At 58.4% G+C, this 16235-nt stretch carries 15 protein-coding genes; 9 read left to right on the top strand and 6 right to left on the bottom strand.

Translation table 11 applies throughout. The annotated features are described in order from the left end of the window. Nucleotides 1–92 precede the first annotated feature (92 nt). The 3 genes from KVG85_RS24595 to zapE all read left to right on the top strand — a co-directional run bounded on the left by KVG85_RS24595 (nucleotide 93) and on the right by zapE (nucleotide 3287). Nucleotides 93–722, top strand: coding sequence for an alpha/beta hydrolase (locus KVG85_RS24595; protein ID WP_217865371.1), 630 nt, complete (start codon nucleotides 93–95; stop codon nucleotides 720–722). 24 nt (nucleotides 723–746) lie between these two features. Then, the gene (locus tag KVG85_RS24600; protein WP_217865263.1) at nucleotides 747–2102 is read left to right on the top strand and encodes a tryptophan--tRNA ligase; all 1356 of its coding nucleotides are present in this window, start codon (nucleotides 747–749) and stop codon (nucleotides 2100–2102) included. Between the two features lie 90 nt (nucleotides 2103–2192). After that, on the top strand, nucleotides 2193–3287 hold the full coding sequence (gene zapE / locus KVG85_RS24605) for a cell division protein ZapE (RefSeq protein WP_016773254.1): 1095 nt from the start codon (nucleotides 2193–2195) through the stop codon (nucleotides 3285–3287). 45 nt (nucleotides 3288–3332) lie between these two features. Here the strand turns inward: zapE and KVG85_RS24610 are convergent, their stop codons facing one another. From KVG85_RS24610 to KVG85_RS24630, 5 genes are all read right to left on the bottom strand, one after another. Further along, the gene (locus KVG85_RS24610; protein WP_217865264.1) at nucleotides 3333–4319 is read right to left on the bottom strand and encodes an asparaginase; all 987 of its coding nucleotides are present in this window, start codon (nucleotides 4317–4319) and stop codon (nucleotides 3333–3335) included. Nucleotides 4320–4385: 66 nt separating this feature from the next. Beyond that, nucleotides 4386–5543 carry a hypothetical protein gene (locus tag KVG85_RS24615; RefSeq protein WP_225926897.1) on the bottom strand — a complete coding sequence of 386 codons (1158 nt, stop codon included), beginning with the start codon at nucleotides 5541–5543 and terminating at the stop codon, nucleotides 4386–4388. A 62-nt stretch (nucleotides 5544–5605) separates the two neighbouring features. Further along, the gene (locus tag KVG85_RS24620; protein ID WP_110603053.1) at nucleotides 5606–6493 is read right to left on the bottom strand and encodes a nitrilase family protein; all 888 of its coding nucleotides are present in this window, start codon (nucleotides 6491–6493) and stop codon (nucleotides 5606–5608) included. A 177-nt stretch (nucleotides 6494–6670) separates the two neighbouring features. Beyond that, nucleotides 6671–8620 (bottom strand): flavin monoamine oxidase family protein, encoded by a 1950-nt coding sequence (locus KVG85_RS24625; protein WP_217865266.1) that lies wholly within the window; start codon nucleotides 8618–8620, stop codon nucleotides 6671–6673. A 183-nt stretch (nucleotides 8621–8803) separates the two neighbouring features. Continuing rightward, nucleotides 8804–9700 (bottom strand): GlxA family transcriptional regulator, encoded by an 897-nt coding sequence (locus tag KVG85_RS24630; protein WP_163012735.1) that lies wholly within the window; start codon nucleotides 9698–9700, stop codon nucleotides 8804–8806. A gap of 255 nt (nucleotides 9701–9955) precedes the next feature. Here KVG85_RS24630 and KVG85_RS24635 point away from each other — a divergent pair, with 255 nt between their 5' ends. Continuing rightward, the gene (locus KVG85_RS24635; RefSeq protein WP_217865267.1) at nucleotides 9956–11092 is read left to right on the top strand and encodes an acyl-CoA dehydrogenase family protein; all 1137 of its coding nucleotides are present in this window, start codon (nucleotides 9956–9958) and stop codon (nucleotides 11090–11092) included. 156 nt (nucleotides 11093–11248) lie between these two features. Here the strand turns inward: KVG85_RS24635 and KVG85_RS24640 are convergent, their stop codons facing one another. Further along, the gene (locus KVG85_RS24640) at nucleotides 11249–12289 is read right to left on the bottom strand and encodes an NADP(H)-dependent aldo-keto reductase (RefSeq protein WP_016773260.1); all 1041 of its coding nucleotides are present in this window, start codon (nucleotides 12287–12289) and stop codon (nucleotides 11249–11251) included. Nucleotides 12290–12533: 244 nt separating this feature from the next. Here KVG85_RS24640 and rplM point away from each other — a divergent pair, with 244 nt between their 5' ends. The 5 genes from rplM (at nucleotide 12534) to KVG85_RS24665 (ending at nucleotide 16228) form a co-directional block, all read left to right on the top strand. Continuing rightward, nucleotides 12534–12962: a 50S ribosomal protein L13 gene (gene rplM / locus KVG85_RS24645; protein WP_003228062.1), complete on the top strand. Its 429-nt coding sequence runs from the start codon at nucleotides 12534–12536 to the stop codon at nucleotides 12960–12962. Between the two features lie 14 nt (nucleotides 12963–12976). Next, nucleotides 12977–13369: a 30S ribosomal protein S9 gene (gene rpsI, locus KVG85_RS24650; protein WP_003228056.1), complete on the top strand. Its 393-nt coding sequence runs from the start codon at nucleotides 12977–12979 to the stop codon at nucleotides 13367–13369. Between the two features lie 272 nt (nucleotides 13370–13641). Further along, the gene (gene petA, locus KVG85_RS24655; RefSeq protein WP_007917031.1) at nucleotides 13642–14235 is read left to right on the top strand and encodes a ubiquinol-cytochrome c reductase iron-sulfur subunit; all 594 of its coding nucleotides are present in this window, start codon (nucleotides 13642–13644) and stop codon (nucleotides 14233–14235) included. Next, on the top strand, nucleotides 14235–15446 hold the full coding sequence (locus KVG85_RS24660) for a cytochrome b (protein ID WP_016773261.1): 1212 nt from the start codon (nucleotides 14235–14237) through the stop codon (nucleotides 15444–15446). Before petA ends, KVG85_RS24660 begins: the two co-directional genes overlap by 1 nt. Continuing rightward, nucleotides 15446–16228 (top strand): cytochrome c1, encoded by a 783-nt coding sequence (locus tag KVG85_RS24665; RefSeq protein ID WP_016773262.1) that lies wholly within the window; start codon nucleotides 15446–15448, stop codon nucleotides 16226–16228. Before KVG85_RS24660 ends, KVG85_RS24665 begins: the two co-directional genes overlap by 1 nt. The last annotated feature ends 7 nt before the right edge of the window (nucleotides 16229–16235 follow it).

Genomic DNA, 16235 nt, shown 5'->3' on the forward strand with positions numbered 1-16235 from the left:
CTGTATACCGCGATTCACTCGCAATAGATCGGCACAGACAATTTGCTAGACGAGTCGACCCGATTCGAGGTCACGGAGTTCCTCCCTTGCTGATGCGTGAAACCCCTGTAGTGATTGCCGGCCCGGTGGGTCAACTGGAAAGTCTTTACCTGGACAACGAGCAGCCGCGCGGCATCGCGCTGATTTGCCATCCGAACCCGGTGCAGGGCGGCACCATGCTCAACAAGGTCGTCTCGACGTTGCAGCGTACCGCGCGCGACGCGGGTCTGATCACCTTGCGCTTCAACTATCGCGGCGTTGGCGCCAGCGAAGGCACGCACGACATGGGCACCGGTGAAGTCGATGATACCCGTGCCGCCGCTGCCTGGCTGCGGGACAAACACCCGGACTTGCCGCTGACCCTGTTCGGTTTTTCCTTTGGCGGATTTGTTGCAGCAAGTCTCGGTGGCCGTCTCGAAGCCGAGGGCGTGCAGCTCAAGCACCTGTTCATGGTCGCGCCGGCGGTGATGCGCCTTGGCGAGCAGGATCAACTGCCGCAGCGCGGCGAACTGACCGTGATCCAGCCCGAAACCGACGAGGTCATCGATCCGCAACTGGTTTACGACTGGTCGGAACAACTCCAGCGCCCCCATGAGCTGCTGAAAGTGGCAGAATGCGGACACTTTTTTCACGGCAAGCTGACCGATCTCAAGGATCTGATCCTGCCGCGTCTCTCGAATTGATTGCAGTCTGACAAGCGATTACCCATGACCAACCGTACCCGCATCCTCACCGGCATCACCACCACCGGCACGCCGCACCTGGGCAACTACGCCGGCGCGATCCGCCCGGCGATCCTCGCCAGCCGCGACAGCAATGCCGATTCGTTCTACTTTCTGGCTGACTACCACGCCCTGATCAAATGCGATGACCCGCTGCGCATCCAGCGCTCGCGTCTGGAAATCGCCGCGACCTGGCTGGCCGGTGGTCTGGATGTCGACCGCGTGACCTTTTACCGTCAGTCCGACATTCCGGAAATCCCCGAGCTGACCTGGCTGCTGACCTGCGTCGCCGCCAAGGGCCTGCTCAACCGCGCGCACGCCTACAAGGCTTCGGTGGACAAGAACCTCGAAACCGGTGAAGACCCGGACGCCGGCATCACCATGGGACTCTACAGCTATCCGGTGCTAATGGCGGCGGACATCCTGATGTTCAACGCGCACAAGGTGCCGGTCGGTCGCGATCAGATCCAGCACGTAGAAATGGCCCGAGATATCGGCCAGCGCTTCAACCATCTGTTCGGCCAGGGCAAAGAGTTCTTCACCATGCCCGAAGCGCTGATCGAAGAAAGCGTGGCCACCTTGCCGGGCCTCGACGGTCGCAAGATGTCGAAGAGCTACGACAACACCATTCCGCTGTTCTCCGGCGCCAAGGAAATGAAGGACGCGATCTCGCGGATCGTCACCGACTCCAAGGCCCCGGGCGAAGCGAAAGATCCCGATAACTCGCACCTGTTCACTCTGTTCCAGGCTTTCGCCACCCCGGTACAGGCCGATGAATTCCGCAGCGAGCTGCTCGGTGGTCTGGGCTGGGGTGAGGCGAAGAATCGCCTGTTCCAGTTGCTCGACAGCGAGTTGGGCGAGGCGCGCGAGAAGTATCACCAGTTGATCGAGCGTCCGGCGGACCTGGAAGACATCCTGCAGATCGGTGCGAAGAAGGCCCGCGCCGTGGCCACGCCGTTCCTCAACGAATTGCGTGAAGCCGTTGGCCTGCGCTCTTTCGTCAATCAGGTTCAGGTCGCTGCGACCGCGAAGAAGAAAGCCGCAAAAGCCGCGCGTTTCGTCAGCTTCCGTGAGGACGACGGCAGCTTCCGTTTCCGTCTGCTGGCGGCCGATGGCGAGCAATTGCTGCTGTCGCGCAACTTCGCCGACGGCAAAACTGCCGGCCAGGTGACCAAACAGTTGCAGTCCGGCGAGCCGCTGGACGTGCGTACTGAAGAATTGAGCTTCAGCGTCTGGCTGGCCGGTGAGTGCGTGGGCGACAGCCCTGCCTTCGCCGACGCTGCCGCGCGAGACGCCGCCATCGAGGCGTTGCGCGTCGCACTGACTCCAGCTCAAGACTGATCGGCGGCACGACCCGACCAAGGGCCGATTGCCATTCCCACAGGCCGTCGCTACAGTGACGGCCCGTTTTTGTTGCCTTGCTAACGAATTATGACGCCCCTAGAACGATATCAAGCTGATCTGAAACGCCCGGATTTCTTCCATGACGCCGCGCAGGAAACTGCTGTACGTCACTTGCAGCGTCTGTACGACGACTTGATCGCCGCCGACCAGAACAAGCCGGGCTTGCTCGGCAAGCTGTTTGGCAAAAAGGATCAGGCACCGGTCAAGGGCCTGTATTTCTGGGGCGGCGTCGGTCGCGGCAAGACATACCTGGTCGACACCTTCTTCGAAGCGTTGCCGTTCAAGGAAAAGACCCGCACGCACTTCCACCGCTTCATGAAGCGCGTGCACGAAGAAATGAAAACCCTGGGCGGCGAGAAGAACCCGCTGACCATCATCGCCAAGCGCTTCGCGGCCGAGTCGCGGGTGATCTGCTTCGATGAATTCTTCGTCTCCGACATCACCGACGCGATGATCCTCGGCACGCTGATGGAAGAGCTGTTCAAGAACGGCGTGACCCTGGTCGCGACGTCGAACATCGTTCCGGACGGCCTGTACAAGGATGGCCTGCAACGTGCGCGTTTCCTCCCGGCCATCGCCCTGATCAAGCAGAACACCGAGATCGTCAACGTCGATAGCGGCGTCGATTATCGTCTGCGTCACCTCGAGCAAGCCGAGCTGTTCCACTATCCGCTCGACGAAGCCGCGCACGAAAGCCTGCGCAAGAGCTTCAAGGCGCTGACGCCGGAGTGCACGGCGGCGGTGGAAAACGATGTGCTGATCATCGAGAACCGCGAAATCCGTGCCCTGCGCACCTGCGACGACGTGGCCTGGTTCGACTTCCGCGAACTGTGCGACGGCCCACGCAGCCAGAACGACTATATCGAGCTGGGCAAGATTTTCCACGCCGTGCTGCTCAGCGGCGTCGAGCAGATGAGCGTCACCACCGACGACATCGCCCGTCGCTTCATCAACATGGTCGACGAGTTCTACGACCGCAACGTCAAACTGATCATTTCTGCCGAAGTCGAGCTGAAGGATCTGTACACCGGCGGACGCCTGACCTTCGAGTTCCAGCGCACACTGAGCCGACTGCTGGAGATGCAATCTCACGAATTCCTGTCGCGGGCGCACAAGCCTTAAGCGGAGTCTCGGCATAAAAAAGGGCCTGCGATTGCAGGCCTTTTTTCATGGCGTGGATTCAGCGAGGCATTTGACCAACTGTGCTTGCTGTCGGCAGGCAACCAGAAGCCATAACAGGATTCTCGCTTTGCGCGGGCAGAGAAATCCTGCCATGACGGCGCCTTTGCGCGTGAGATCGATTTCACTGCCGGCGAAGCCATACGTCGCTTGCGCAGTCGCGCCGCAACCGGTGCGGGTGGCAATGATCACCGGGATGTGCCGGGCGATGCCTTCGATGACCTCGGCCCAGTGCGCGGAAACATGGCCCGCGCCAAAGCCGGCGATCACCAGGCCGTCGTAACCCGACTCGACTATCTTGTCCAACAGCATACTGTCCGCACCAAGTGATGCTTCCAGTAACGCAATCTTCGGGAGCGTGTCTTGCGGCATCGGCAATACATGGCGCGCAACGGGCGGCTGAAAGTAGCGCGGTGCGCTTTCGACCAACAAGCCGGCAGGGCCGGTCAAGGGCGAGGCGAAGGCGTGCATGGCCATTGAATCGACCTTGCGCACGCTATTGGCGCGGTGAATCTCGCCGTTGATAACCACCTGTGCTCCGCGCCCACGACTGCATGCCGCTAATGCAACGCGACCGGCATCCAGCAGGTTTGCCGGGCCGTCAGCCCCCGCTTGCATGGCAGAGCGCATGGCGCCAGTCAGCACCAGTGGCTCGTCGTGCGCCCACAGGTAGTCGAAGAAAGTGGCGGATTCCTCCAGAGTGTCTGTCCCCTGGATGATGATGACTGCGGCCACGCCTCGGCTGATCTGCGCGTTGGCCCAGTCCAATACGTTCAAAAGGTATTCGAAATCCAGCGAAGCGCTGGGTAACAGACCGAAAGTCTCGACGGTTGCTCGTGCGAGCACATTCAACTCCGGCACGGTGTTCAGCAACGCTTCGCCGGACACCGCCGGAACGACGCCTTGGCCGTCTTGCGTCGATTGCATGCTGACAGTGCCGCCGAGAGCGGCAATCGCCAGTTTTGGCAGTTCCATGTGATACCTCGCGAATAACCGGCTGTTCTGGAGACGATCCAGAAGCCAGCCGGGGCAGGGATAAAGTCAGTGGCTGGCGAGCCATCCAACGATTGGCAGGATCAACAGCGTACTGAGAGCCATCGACAAAACGTTACCGATGAAACCGTGCATGTAGCCCGGCAGTCGCTGCGCGAGCGCGCAGGCCAATGGCGGAGCGATCAGGGCGCCGAGCAGCGCACTGGAAATGATCACTTGCCATTCGCCGCCGTAGGTAAAGATCGCAGCCGGTACAACGGACACCAGCGGCACATAAGTCGGATACCAACCGCGCGCCATCCACTGCCTGCGCCAGATCACCACGCCCAGTGCCGACGTCAGTGCCTGACCGGCCAGCAGTTGCGGCAGCAGACCGGTGCCGTAGACCGGGCTCATTGGGTTGAGTGTAAATGCGAGCAACGCGCCGACAATCAGTCCCAGGCTCGCCCACTCATTGCCGAAGAAAGGTGCTTCGGAGAAATCCGCCAAGACCCGGCGCATGCTCCATACCACGCCATAATCCGGCGCCCTGCCGGACACGGTGACGCTGAATTCCTCGGCAGACGGGTCGGGCTGCGCTGATTTCACCAGGCTTGGCACGTAGCGACAAAGCACGAAGGCGCCGATGCTGGCGATGGCCATGCCCGAAACATTGCCAATCACCACGGGCAGACCGAGTGGGTTACATACGTAATTGACCATCAGCAGGCACAGCGGTGTCACGCACAGTGCGCCCATGATTGCGCCGTTAATGGCAACTTTCCAGCCGGCACCGAACATGAGCACCATGGCCGCAGGCAACGACACGAATGCCGCAAAGGTTGGCTGCCAACTGGTGGCGGTGACAGTCCAGCCCCATAGCAGATTGCTCAGCACCAGGCCCAGCAATGAGCTTGTGACCAGCCACGGCCAGAGCCCGCTGCCGTAACAGATGGTGAAGCCTTGCCAGGCTTTTCCCGTTCGATTCGCCCAATAGCCCAGATATGCACCAGCCAGCAGGCCGATCGAGGCAAACTCATGTTTATAGAATGCTACCTCGCTGATATCCCCGAGCACCCAGCGCAGCCAGGCAGCAGCGTCGGGAAAGTTCGAGACCATATGGCCGTAATCCGGCCAGCGTGCCGACCACAACGAATGATGGGTGAGCGATAGCCAGGCAATCAATGCGGTCGCACCCAGAATCAGGCCGATGATGGTGCTATCCATCGCGGTTCTGGCCACGATTGTTTTGCGTTGCTTTGCGTGAATGTCCATAGCCCGGCCTCCGGTCAACGCGGCAGGCACGGATGCTGGGTGTAACCGAGCATCCGATCGTAGACATCACAACGCCGATCACGGTGCAGGTCGTTCAGGTCATTCCAGATCGGCGCACTGCGCGAGCTGGTCAAATCGATATCGGCGTAGAGAATCTCCTGCTGATCGGCGGATGCGACCCGGCCGATCGGCCAGCCGTTGGTGCCGGCAATCAAAGAGCATCCCAGGTAGCGAGCACCGCGCTCTTCGCCGATTCTGCTCGCTGCCGCGATAAACACATTGTTGACGTGCGCTGCGGTCATGGTCAGGTACGAGGCCATGCATTTGCCGGCGTCATCGAATAGTGGCGGTGGCGTCCAGACCCAATTGTTCAGACTGCAGATAATGTCCGCGCCCTGCTGGCTGAGGATTCTCGGGACTTCGGGAAACCAGATGTCCCAGCAGATCAGCATGCCGATACGGCCGATCGGCGTTTCGAATACCGGGAAACCACAATCCCCCGCAGTGAACCAGAGCTTCTCGAGATTCCACAGGTGCGCCTTGCGGTATTTGCCAATGAAACCGTCAGGCCCCACCAGCACGGCTGTGTTGTAAAGGCGCGCTCCGTAGCGCTCGGTCAGCCCGGCCACCAGATACACCTGATGTTGGCGAGCAAAATCCTCCCATCGGCTCACGCTCGGCCCATCCGGAACCGATTCGGCGTGATCGAACGCATCCTGTCGAGTGCGAAAGAAATAACCGGTGTTTGTCAGCTCGGGCAAAACGATGAGGTTGGCACCACCATTGACCGCCTGAAGTGACAACTCCAGGCTGTTGCTCAGATTCGCTGCACGATTTTGCGTACCGACCTGCGGATCACATTGCACGACCGCGACACGAACGGGGCTGGTTGACTCACTCATTTTTCATGATCCCTTATTGTTGTTTTCACGCCATTGGGTGGCGGAGGAACATAAGAGTCGAGTCAGCAGTGGAAGGTAAGTCGGCGCTTTCCGGTTAGCTTGTAGTACACCTCCTAGGATGATTAAACACATATCGACGGTGCACGCTCAGGACGCCGAATTGCATGACTGAAAGCTTCATGGTCCGGCCTGGTAGTGTGGATAGTCGGTTATCTGGAAGCCGCCATTGAACTGCGCCGAGGTTTTTTCGCAAATATGAATTACAGCATCGATGGCACCGCGAAAGCAGGGCTCGGTCCAGCCGGCATCCACCGAAAACGATTCGCCAGACAAATACAGCCCCGAAACACGGGAATACTCGCGGTTGTATTTCATCAGGCTTAAAGCGTCGTAGTAGGCGCCGGGGCGGTAAAGTTTGGCGCACCCCAGTGAGTTCTTATCGGTGATCCAGCGCTGTACGACGGCCTGATTGAGGCCAATGAAAGGCGAGATGCGTTGCCCGATATTGCTGCAGTTCATCAGGATTCGATCAAGTTCTTCGGCACATTTGGCGACCAGTTCCTTGTCGCTGAAACAGCAGAGTTTGGTAGCGTCATCTTCCCAGGTATAACTGAGAAGAATGCAGTCGTAGCTGTAGTGATCGTTATAGCGGTAGGTATAAACATCGTGGATGAAGCTGTCCGTGACGATGGCTTGGGGGATAGCGGTGTTGCCGGACAGAAAGGATTTCTTCAGCGGAGCGAACACCTTGCAGCTGGTTTCCCAATGCGCAGTCTTGTAGGCATTAATCGCTTCGAACGGCAACATTTGTACCGTGAAGTTTTCAAGCCTGATTCGTGTTTCGATCAACCACGAAGGCAGCGTCATTATCACGGAGTCATAATCGCTGAAATTTTCCTGGGCCTGATGGGGGCGACTTTGCTTCCAGTTGTAGTAGACACGGGTTTTACCGCTGTCGAGCTTTTTCAGCCGAGTGACGGAGCTATCAGTCAGCAAACCTTCGCGGTATTGCAGGCTGTGTTCGTGGAAAGACATCGCTGTTTCATCAGGTTTGATGAACATAAGGCTTTCACTCAGCGCCGCCAGACCTAGGTAGCGCGGGCCTTCGAACTGCAGCCCGGTTGAATCGAAAACCGCATTGCTGCGGATATGCGGTGAGTCAGGCAGAGGATCGCCTTTTTCATCTACCCGACCCAGCACCAGTTGCAAGTGACTGCTGAACCCGAAGATGGCAGTGCGCAGAGGGTAGAGTGCACAGACGTCATAGAATGCGCCCCAGCTGCCGTCACCGATGCCGATGGCATAAAAAATGGCCGATTCCTCTGGCGACATTCCCATCCCGCCAAAATCGCCCGGCGCGTCTTTTTCCCAGCGTTGCAGCACCGGCATGCTCACCAGATCACGGAAGGAAATGGCGTGATACCTGGCGACAATAGCTGCCCACACGGACTCCCATTCCTCGCTCGCATAACTGTCGCAAACGTGCCGGGTCATGCGGTAGGCGAACGCTCTCCATTTTGCATACACCGCTTGTAGCTCCTCGCCGGGAGGGCGGGTCTGACCGTCGGCGTTTTTCCAGATAAGCATTTGCGGCGTAGCCTGCTCTGACAGGCTGCCCTCGCGCAGATAGATGCCGGTTGATTTGACCCATTGGCTGCCGGGATTGGCAAAATCTGAAAGGGCCAGGTCGAATATCGTCGTGTAGTAGGCCATCAGCGAACGACCTTCCTTCGGCGATTCTCCTTCGCGATTGAACAAAGGCATACGCATCGCACCCATTTCGAACGGGGTATGGCTGGCCTTGGATTGAGGACTGCCGGGAACGGTCAGGTGCCTGCCGCCGATTCGCGAGGACTGTTCGATCAGCGTGATCTGGGTGAAGCCGCAGCGCAGCAATTCTCTCGCTGCCGTCAGGCCTGTGATGCCTGCGCCGATGATGCAGATTCGATGGCTCGAATCAGTCGCTCGGGCGATTCCGCCTGGCTGCTCCAGTAACGCGCGATAGTCAAAACACAGGTCCGGCGGATTGGGGAAACGGGCTTTCCATTTTTCCTGTGGCGAACGTTTTTTGCGTTTTTCAAGGCCAGGAGCCTGTGAGGGATAGTTGTAGCTGGAGCCGATGGTCACTGTTGATCTTCCCTGATGCGATGTGCTTGGGAAGTAGTCTGGTCGGCGCAGGCACGTCCGAACAGTCGTAAAACACAGCCAGACGCTGTTCTGTTTTCGTTCATTTGTGTCGGACGAATCACAACTTACAAGCCGGTCCCCGTGGAAGGACTACACCCACAGGGACGTCAGTCTGGCGGAAGTTTACGCAGCCTGCTGAAACTGTTGCCGATACTGGTTAGGCGACAGTTCGGTGTGCTGGCGGAACAATCGCGCAAAAAAGCTCGCATCGTCGTAACCGACCTCATAACTGATGGTCTTGATGCTCTTGCGCGTGCCCGAAAGCAAGCCCTTGGCCGTCTCGATGCGCAGGCGTTGCAAGTAGTGCAGCGGTTTGTCGCCGGTGGCGGTCTGGAAGCGGCGCATGAAGTTGCGGATGCTCATGCCGTGCTCGCGGGCGACGTCTTCGAAGCGGAATTTGTCGGCGAAATGTTCTTCGAGCCATTGCTGGATCTGCAGGATGATCACGTCCTGATGCAGCTTCTGCCCACCAAAACCGATACGTCCCGGCGAATAGCTGCGCTGCACTTCGTAGAGGATGTCGCGGGCCACGGCTTGCGCCACGTTCGCGCCGCAGAAGCGTTCGATCAGATAGATATAGAGATCGCAGGCCGAGGTCGTACCGCCGGCGCAGTACAGATTGTCAGCATCGGTCAGGTGCTTGTCCTGATTCAGATAGACCTTGGGGAAACGTTCGGCGAAGGCATTGAAGAAGCGCCAGTAGGTGGTTGCTTCCTTGCCGTTGAGCAGCCCGGCTTCGGCGAGCCAGAACACCCCGGTGGCTTCGCCGCATAACACCGCGCCGCGCGCATGCTGTTCGCGCAGCCACGGCAGGATTTGCGGGTAACGGCCACACAGCGTATCGAAGTCGTCCCAGAACGCCGGGAGGATGATCACATCGGCGTTTTCCAGGCCACCGTCGACCGGCATGACCACGTCGCTGAAGCTTTTTACCGGTTTGCCATCCGGGCTGACCAGGCGCGTTTCGAACGCCGGTGTCAGGCCGTGGCCCAGTTGTTTGCCGTAACGCAGGCTGGCCACATGGAAAAAATCCTTGGCCTGCATGAGGGTGTAAGCGAAAACCCGGTCGATGGCCAGGATGCTGACGCGCCGCAAGGGCGGGGAGACGTGCTTAGACATAATTCAACTTTTGTTTTGTTTTGTTTTTATAAGGGAAAGTGGTCACCAGACGGCTGGATCGTCTTATTTTTTGTCGGATGTGTCCAGTGTCCCGTAGCAGGAGTCGGGCTTAGTCTCTGAGAGCCGTATCCCTCCAACAATAAAGAAAGGTGCCGCATGATCCCCAGAACCCTGTTCAGCTCCGAGCACGAATTGTTCCGCGACAGCGTGCGAACTTTCCTCGAGAAAGAGGCCGTGCCGTATCACGCGCAGTGGGAGAAGCAGGGACACATTGACCGCGCGCTGTGGAACAAGGCGGGGGAGGCGGGGATGCTCTGTTCGCATCTGCCGGAAGAGTACGGCGGACTCGGCGCGGATTTCCTCTACAGCACCGTGGTGATTGAAGAAGTCGGGCGTCTGGGACTGACCGGCATCGGCTTTTCGCTGCACTCGGACATCGTCGCACCGTACATCCTGCATTACGGCAGCGAGGCGCTGAAACACAAATACCTGCCGAAACTGGTCTCAGGGGAAATGGTCACGGCGATCGCCATGACCGAGCCTGGCGCCGGTTCCGACCTGCAAGGGGTGAAAACCACGGCGGTGCTCGACGGTGACGAATATGTGATCAACGGTTCAAAAACCTTTATCACCAACGGCTTTCTGGCTGACCTGGTGATCGTGGTGGCCAAGACCGATCCCAAGGCTGGCGCCAAGGGCACCAGTCTGTTTCTGGTGGAGGCTAATACGCCGGGCTTCGAGAAGGGCAAGCGCTTGGAGAAGGTCGGCATGAAGGCGCAGGACACCTCGGAACTGTTCTTCCAGGACGTGCGCGTGCCGAAGGAAAACCTTCTCGGCCAAACGGGTGCCGGGTTTGCCTATCTGATGCAGGAGTTACCGCAGGAACGTCTGACCGTGGCTATCGGCGGCCTGGCCTCGGCCGAGGCAGCGCTGCAATGGACGCTGGATTACACCCGCGATCGCAAGGCGTTCGGCAAGGCGATTGCCGATTTTCAGAACACCCGCTTCAAACTGGCCGAAATAGCCACCGAGATCCAGATCGGCCGGGTCTTCGTTGACCGCTGCCTGGAGCTGCACCTGCAAGGCAAACTCGATGTGCCGACGGCGGCAATGGCCAAATACTGGGTCACCGACTTGCAATGCAAAGTGCTCGACGAATGCGTGCAACTGCATGGCGGCTACGGCTTCATGTGGGAATACCCGGTGGCCCGGGCGTGGGCGGATGCGCGGGTGCAGCGGATTTATGCCGGCACCAATGAAATCATGAAGGAGATTATTGCGCGGTCGCTCTGATGATCGTTCCCACGCTCTGCGTGGGAACGCCGCCGGGGACGCTCCGCGTTCCGCTGTTGAGGTAATCCGACTGGCCCCTTCGCGAGCAGGCTCGCTCCCACAGGTACAGTGTTCCACTGTGGGAGCGAGCCTGCTCGCGAAGCTTTTGGCGGTCAGTTACGGCGCCGGATTCGGATGATCCTTGTGAATCGCCTCGATCCCGGCCAGCACTTCATCGGACAGTTTCAGATCAAAACTGGCAATGTTGCTGTCCAGTTGCTCAAGCGTCGTCGCGCCAATGATGTTGCTGGTGACGAAGGGCTGCTGGGTCACGAAGGCCAGGGCCATTTGTGCCGGGTCCAGACCGTGTTCACGGGCCAGGGCTACGTAACGGCTGCACGCTGCCTCCGATTGCGGGTTGAAATAGCGGCTGAAGCGGCTGTAGAGGCTCAGACGGCCTTTCGGTGGACGGGCGCCGCCTTCGTACTTGCCGGAGAGGAAGCCGAACGCCAGTGGCGAGTAGGCGAGCAGGCCGCACTGTTCGCGAATGGCGATCTCGGCCAGGCCGACTTCGAAGCTGCGGTTGAGCAGGTTGTACGGGTTCTGGATCGACACCGCACGCGGCCAGCCACGGGCTTCGGCCAGAGCCAGAAAGCGCATGGTGCCCCACGGCGTCTCGTTGGACAGACCGATGTGGCGGATCTTGCCGGCCTTCACCTGTTCGTCGAGGGCTTCGAGGGTGTCTTCCAGCGGCGTCAGGTTGGCTTCGATCTTGTGCTTGTAGCCCAGCTGTCCGAAAAAGTTGGTGCTGCGTTCCGGCCAGTGCAGTTGGTACAGGTCGATGTAATCGGTCTGCAGGCGCTTGAGACTGCCGTCCAGTGCTTCGGTGATGTGCTGGCGGTTGTGGCGCAGGTTCTTGTCGCGGATGTAGTCGATGGTGTTGCCGGGGCCGGCGATCTTGCTGGCGAGGATCCAGTCGGCACGGTCACCGCGATTCTTGAAGTAATTGCCGATGTAGCGCTCGGTGGTGGCGTAGGTTTCGGCTTTGGGCGGCACCGGATACATTTCGGCGGTGTCGAGGAAATTGATCCCGGCCTCTTTGGCCCGTTCAATCTGGGCGAAGGCTTCAGCCTCAGTGTTTTGCTCGCCCCAGGTCATGGTGCCGAGGCAGATTGCACTCACGTTCAGGTCGGTACGGCCTAGCTGGCGATAGTCCATCGGGTGCTCCTTGGGCAAAACAATCATAAAAGCAGGTTGAAAAATTTTTCGCAATCTGCATAATTGCCGACCTCTTTCTGCAGTGGAAGTGATGCGCCGCCGCCGAAGAATCTTGCCGTTGAACGGACGCGCCGACCCGAGCCCCCGAAAGCGTCTGTATCCGGCTGCCTTTGACTTGTCAAAGTACGCACTATTCAGTAAGATCCGCCGTCTTATTTACAGGCGGCCCCTGAGGCTATAAAGAATGAAAACTTTTACTGCTAAACCGGAAACAGTAAAGCGCGACTGGTTTGTCGTCGACGCTGCTGGTCAGACCCTGGGTCGTCTGGCCACCGAAATCGCGAGCCGTCTGCGTGGCAAGCACAAGCCTGAGTACACTCCTCACGTTGACACCGGCGACTACATCGTCGTCATCAACGCCGAGCAGATCCGTGTTACCGGCGCTAAAACCACTGACAAAATGTACTACTCCCACTCCGGTTTCCCGGGCGGCATCAAGTCGATCAACTTTGAAAAGCTGATCGCCAAAGCCCCTGAGCGCGTGATCGAGACCGCGGTTAAAGGCATGCTGCCTAAAAACCCACTGGGTCGCGACATGTACCGTAAGCTGAAAGTCTATGCGGGCGCTGCACACCCTCATACTGCTCAGCAGCCCCAAGAACTGAAGATTTAACGGAATAGTTCATTATGTCGGCGACTCAAAATTACGGCACTGGCCGTCGCAAGACCGCAACCGCACGCGTTTTCCTGCGTCCGGGTACTGGTAACATCTCCATCAACAACCGTTCGCTGGATAACTTCTTCGGCCGCGAAACTGCCCGCATGGTAGTTCGTCAGCCGCTGGAGCTGACCGAGACTGTCGAGAAGTTCGACATCTACGTCACCGTGATCGGCGGTGGTGTAAGTGGTCAGGCTGGCGCAATCCGCCACGGCATCACTCGCGCTCTGATGGACTACGACGAAACCCTGCGTAGCGCTCTGCGCAAAGCTGGCTTCGTTACCCGCGACGCCCGTGAAGTTGAACGTAAGAAAGTTGGTCTGCGTAAAGCGCGTAAGCGTCCGCAGTACTCGAAGCGTTAATTCCGCTTCCGCGTTCAAAAAGAACGCCCGCCTCCTCACGGAAGCGGGCGTTTTTTTATGTCTGCGATTTATCAAAGAATTGCGTTGTGACAACTTGCCACAGCCGTAGACCCCCTATACTCCAAGGCTTAAGGGGCTGAGCCCCGGGGAATTAACCTTGTCAGAATTGGGGGTTTTCATTACCATTCGGGCAAAATTTTTATAAGTAACATTTGATTTATTTAGTAGACGCCTGATTTAACAGGCCAAAAAAGCTGATGGGAGAGGACTGAATGAGCAATGACGGCGTGAATGCAGGCCGGCGTCGCTTCCTGGTGGCAGCCACATCCGTGGTGGGTGCTGCAGGAGCGGTGGGGGCTGCGGTCCCGTTCGTGGGGTCATGGTTTCCCAGTGCCAAGGCGAAAGCTGCCGGTGCACCGGTGAAAGTGAATGTCAGCAAAATCGAGCCAGGCCAGCAGATGATTGCTGAATGGCGCGGCCAGCCGGTGTTCATTGTCCGCCGTACCGAGGAAATCCTGGGGAATCTCAAGAAGATCGAGGGTCAGCTCTCCGATCCGACCTCCAAAAACTCCACGCAACCCACTTATGTCGACCCTGAAGTACGCTCGATCAAGCCGGAAATTCTCCTGCTGATCGGGATCTGTACGCACCTGGGTTGCTCACCGACCTTCCGTCCCGAAGTGGCACCTGCGGATCTGGGCAAGGACTGGGTAGGCGGCTATTTCTGCCCGTGCCACGGTTCCCACTACGATCTGGCTGGCCGCGTCTACAAGTCGCAACCTGCGCCTTTGAACCTGCCAGTTCCCCCGCATTCCTATGAGACCGATGACCTGATTGTCATTGGCGTCGATACGGAGAAAGCGTGATGAGCAAGTTCATGGATTGGGTTGATGCGCGCTTTCCCGCGACCAAGATGTGGGAAGACCATCTCAGCAAGTACTACGCACCAAAAAACTTCAACTTCTTCTATTTCTTCGGCTCGCTGGCGCTGCTGGTGCTGGTCAACCAGATCGTCACCGGCGTCTGGCTGACGATGAGCTATACGCCGTCGGCAGAAGAGGCGTTTGCTTCCGTTGAATACATCATGCGCGACGTTGAGTACGGTTCGATCCTGCGTCTGCTGCACTCGACCGGCGCCTCGGCGTTTTTCATCGTCGTCTATCTGCACATGTTCCGCGGTCTGCTCTACGGTTCGTACCAAAAACCGCGCGAGCTGGTCTGGGTGTTCGGCATGCTGATCTACTTGGCGCTGATGGCCGAAGCGTTCATGGGTTACCTACTGCCGTGGGGCCAGATGTCGTACTGGGGCGCCCAGGTGATCATCTCGCTGTTCGGCGCGATTCCGCTGATCGGCGATGACCTGACCCAGTGGATTCGTGGTGACTACCTGATCTCCGGAATCACCCTGAACCGCTTCTTCGCCTTGCACGTTGTCGCGCTGCCGATCGTGATTCTCGGTCTGGTGGTGTTGCACATTCTGGCGCTGCACGAAGTCGGTTCGAACAACCCTGACGGCGTCGATATCAAGAAGCACAAAGACGAAAACGGCATCCCGCTGGACGGCATTGCGTTCCACCCGTACTACACGGTGAAGGACATTGTCGGCGTTGTGGTGTTCCTGTTCATCTTCTGCTTCATCGTGTTCTTCTTCCCGGAAATGGGCGGCTACTTCCTCGAAAAACCAAACTTCGAGCCGGCTAACCCGTTCAAGACGCCTGAGCACATTGCCCCGGTCTGGTACTTCACTCCGTTCTACGCAATCCTGCGTGCGGTCCCGGACAAGCTCATGGGTGTTATCGCCATGGGCGCGGCGATTGCGGTGCTTTTCGTGCTGCCATGGCTGGATCGCAGTCCGGTGAGATCGATGCGCTACAAGGGCTGGATGAGCAAAATCTGGCTGGTGGTGTTCTGCATTTCTTTCGTGATTCTTGGCATCCTCGGCGTTCTTGCGCCGACGCCGGGGCGCACGTTGCTGTCGCAGGTCTGCACCTTCCTGTATTTCGCCTACTTCATTCTGATGCCGTTCTACACCCGGCTCGAGAAGACCAAACCGGTTCCGGAAAGGGTGACTGGCTGATGAAAAAGTTATTTCTTGCTCTGATTTTTACTGCGCTGCCTTCCCTGGCTTTTGCTGCCGGGGGCCATGGTCCGGAACTGGAAAGTGTCGATATCGACGTCTCCGACAAAGCCGCCCTGCAGGATGGTGCGCGGACCTTTGCCAACTATTGCATGGGTTGTCACAGTGCCAAGTTCCAGCGTTACGAGCGCGTCGCCGATGACCTTGGCATCCCGCACGAGCTGATGCTGGAGAAGCTGGTGTTCACCGGTGCCAAGATTGGCGACCACATGAACATCGGCATGCAGCCGGCCGACGCCAAGACCTGGTTCGGTGCAGCGCCGCCGGACCTGACTCTGGTAGCGCGGGTACGTGGCACCGACTGGCTCTACGGTTACCTGAAGTCGTTCTACGAAGATCCGGCGCGTCCATGGGGCGTAAACAACAAGGTCTTCCCGAACGTCGGCATGCCTAACGTGCTGGTCGGCCTGCAAGGTCGTCAGGTCGTCGGCTGCAAACAGGTGCAGATCGTCGAAGACGGCAAGAAGCAATACGATCCGCTGACCGGCACGCCGCTGACCCATGAAGCGTGCGATCAGTTGACCATCGTGCCGAAGTCCGGTGCTCTGAACGAAGAGCAGTTCGATGAGAAGGTCAAGAATCTGGTAACCTTCCTGGCTTACTCGGCTAACCCGGTTAAGCTGCAACATCAGCGCATCGGTACTTATGTCTTGCTGTACCTGGCGTTCTTCTTTGTGTTCGCCTACCTGCTCAAGCGTGAATACTGGAAAGACGTGCACTGATACGCTT

The sequence above is a fragment of the Pseudomonas triticicola genome (assembly GCF_019145375.1).
GTDB lineage: Bacteria > Pseudomonadota > Gammaproteobacteria > Pseudomonadales > Pseudomonadaceae > Aquipseudomonas > Aquipseudomonas triticicola.

Bases quoted from the DNA above. Each gene is read 5' to 3' on its own strand.
- KVG85_RS24595 (WP_217865371.1), top strand. From the start codon at position 93: ATGCGTGAAACCCCTGTAGTGATTGCCGGCCCGGTGGGTCAACTGGAA.
- KVG85_RS24600 (WP_217865263.1), top strand. From the start codon at position 747: ATGACCAACCGTACCCGCATCCTCACCGGCATCACCACCACCGGCACG.
- zapE (WP_016773254.1), top strand. From the start codon at position 2,193: ATGACGCCCCTAGAACGATATCAAGCTGATCTGAAACGCCCGGATTTC.
- KVG85_RS24610 (WP_217865264.1), bottom strand. From the start codon at position 4,319: ATGGAACTGCCAAAACTGGCGATTGCCGCTCTCGGCGGCACTGTCAGC.
- KVG85_RS24615 (WP_225926897.1), bottom strand. From the start codon at position 5,543: ATGGATAGCACCATCATCGGCCTGATTCTGGGTGCGACCGCATTGATT.
- KVG85_RS24620 (WP_110603053.1), bottom strand. From the start codon at position 6,493: ATGAGTGAGTCAACCAGCCCCGTTCGTGTCGCGGTCGTGCAATGTGAT.
- KVG85_RS24635 (WP_217865267.1), top strand. From the start codon at position 9,956: ATGATCCCCAGAACCCTGTTCAGCTCCGAGCACGAATTGTTCCGCGAC.
- KVG85_RS24640 (WP_016773260.1), bottom strand. From the start codon at position 12,289: ATGGACTATCGCCAGCTAGGCCGTACCGACCTGAACGTGAGTGCAATC.
- rplM (WP_003228062.1), top strand. From the start codon at position 12,534: ATGAAAACTTTTACTGCTAAACCGGAAACAGTAAAGCGCGACTGGTTT.
- rpsI (WP_003228056.1), top strand. From the start codon at position 12,977: ATGTCGGCGACTCAAAATTACGGCACTGGCCGTCGCAAGACCGCAACC.
- petA (WP_007917031.1), top strand. From the start codon at position 13,642: ATGAGCAATGACGGCGTGAATGCAGGCCGGCGTCGCTTCCTGGTGGCA.
- KVG85_RS24660 (WP_016773261.1), top strand. From the start codon at position 14,235: ATGAGCAAGTTCATGGATTGGGTTGATGCGCGCTTTCCCGCGACCAAG.
- KVG85_RS24665 (WP_016773262.1), top strand. From the start codon at position 15,446: ATGAAAAAGTTATTTCTTGCTCTGATTTTTACTGCGCTGCCTTCCCTG.